Consider the following 229-nt stretch of genomic DNA (forward strand, 5'->3'; position numbering starts at 1 on the left):
CGTGAAAGGTGGCCTTTCACGGCTTTTTTTATTAAAGGTGCGCGTGGCACTCTTCATTTAAGGTGCTTTTGCTCATGGGCGTTGTCAAAAATACCTTACCAAGCAGTTGGTCAAACTGCGCCAGTTGTTCAAGCAGTTGGGTACTGAAGCGGTTATTTTCCGCTCTCAGGCACCAAAATGTGTGTAGAAGGGGGCGGTGACGAAGGTCAACCAAACTCGTGAGTTTGAC

1 protein-coding gene is annotated in these 229 nt (G+C 48.0%); it reads right to left on the minus strand.

Features of this window, described 5'->3' with window-relative positions; all coding sequences use genetic code 11:
• Nucleotides 1-31: 31 nt before the first annotated feature.
• A partial coding sequence (locus CIK04_RS35120; RefSeq protein ID WP_142995045.1) for a hypothetical protein occupies nt 32-229 on the minus strand: 198 nt, incomplete at its 5' end.

The organism is Vibrio sp. 03_296, assembly GCF_002265885.1.